Here is a 1565-nt window from a genome sequence, read left to right as displayed (position 1 = left end):
TCTACGCCCTCTAAAAAGAAATAACCATTTAATAACTCAATTAAAATTTGCGTATTTCTATCCGCACTATTTGCACCAAGACGAATTTTTGTTAGCTCACTTTTTAATATGTCATGAAGATTTTTAGAAACAATTTCTGAAATATAATTCAATGACCATTCTGTATTTTTTGATGCTTGATGTTCTCTACAAATTCTAACGATTGCTTCACCGTTATATCTGATATTGTGTTCTTCCATATAATCTTTAATATACGTATCTGTTTCCTCATCCAATGTAATTTGCATACGAAAGTCTTTCATTTAATAACCCCTCTCATTTTGATATGCACTTTCTTTTTGCATCCGTTCATAATACTTTTGGTTTTTCCAACTTTCATATTCACTTTTAAAAGCACGCTCAACTTTCTTCATGGAATACTGTATAGATACATTCTGTTGAAATTTTTGAAACGGCTTTGATTTTTTCATATGATGGATTCTCTTTTGTTCTTTATCATACGCCTTCATTTCTTGTAAAAAGGCATTCCCCATTCTTTTATACAAGTCATTGATTTTATTCGTCTTGTAATTTTCATATTGCTTCTTATCATACTTGCCTTCCCCGTATGCTTCTTTAAAAACTTGCACTTCTTCATCTAACTTTTGGAGAAATTGATCGTAATCTTTTTTATGATGATGTTGTATATATCGCCTGCTCAATGCATCAATTTCTGGCTTCAATGATTGTATGGTATTGTAGCTATATTGCCACTGTCTTTTATCACTTGGTAACTGTTTATAGATTTGTAAAAACAATGGTTTCAAATGTTGATTGCGCCAATCAAAAACCGAATCCTCTTTTTTACTTCCTACCATATTGTTTCGAATCAGATCATTAATTTGTTTTTGTTCCTGCTTACGATCTAACAGATTATTTACGACTTTTCCTCTCATCGCATCCAATGTTTGGGGTTTTCTTTTTCCACGTTCTCTCGTTGGAAATGGTTCAACAGTTGCCACATGAATGTGAATGTTATCCGTATTAAAATGAATGGCTGCCGACCAGGTAGAACTTTTTTCTAACCCCTCCCTTTTCTGCATTTCCTTCATCGCAAGCCGTGTCACATCCATTAACTTTTTTTCATCCAATGTTTTAGTTTTCTCATCATATATGCCTTGTTCCTCTAACCAGGGATTATGAAAAGAAATGACATCCTGCCACATAATACTTCCATTTTCGTGAGCGGTTTTAAACATTTCCTTTAAGGACTTTTTTTCACTTTCTGTTAAACGATTTGCGTGTTCCGTAAATAGTGCCGATGTCTTTTCTGAATTCCCCATATAGTCTTGATACGTTTCGAACATTTTTGGATTCAGCTTCACTTCACTTTTCGCTTCTTCCCTATCTACATACTCTATATAGTTCTGAAATGCATCGGAACTTGGTAACACAAACTTTGTTTTTAAAACAACACCTGGTGTGCTGGATGATTGAACAGGAACCGCATTACTCATTTTCAACATCCTGCATCATCATTTGAATAAACTCATTCATTTTTTTCATTTCGCTATAACAATCACTCA

The 1565-nt window shown here is 33.5% G+C and carries 2 protein-coding genes; both read right to left on the bottom strand.

Annotated features, from left to right (window positions below; genetic code table 11):
* The coding region (locus BM089_RS30410) for a hypothetical protein (protein ID WP_090979228.1) at positions 1–302 on the bottom strand (302 nt) is incomplete at its 3' end.
* Positions 303–1496: a MobP2 family relaxase gene (gene mobP2, locus BM089_RS30405; RefSeq protein WP_090979225.1), complete on the bottom strand. Its 1194-nt coding sequence runs from the start codon at positions 1494–1496 to the stop codon at positions 303–305.
* Between the last annotated feature and the right edge of the window lie 69 nt (positions 1497–1565).

Origin of the sequence: Bacillus sp. 5mfcol3.1, from assembly GCF_900114335.1 — a bacterium.
Taxonomy (GTDB): Bacteria; Bacillota; Bacilli; order Bacillales; family Bacillaceae_G; genus Bacillus_A; species Bacillus_A thuringiensis_S.
The sequence above is the reverse complement of the archived record's forward strand: the minus strand, read 5'-3'. Positions and strand labels throughout refer to the sequence as shown.

Excerpts from the sequence above, each read along its gene's own strand:
- mobP2 (WP_090979225.1), bottom strand. The coding sequence starts at position 1,496 with ATGAGTAATGCGGTTCCTGTTCAATCATCCAGCACACCAGGTGTTGTT.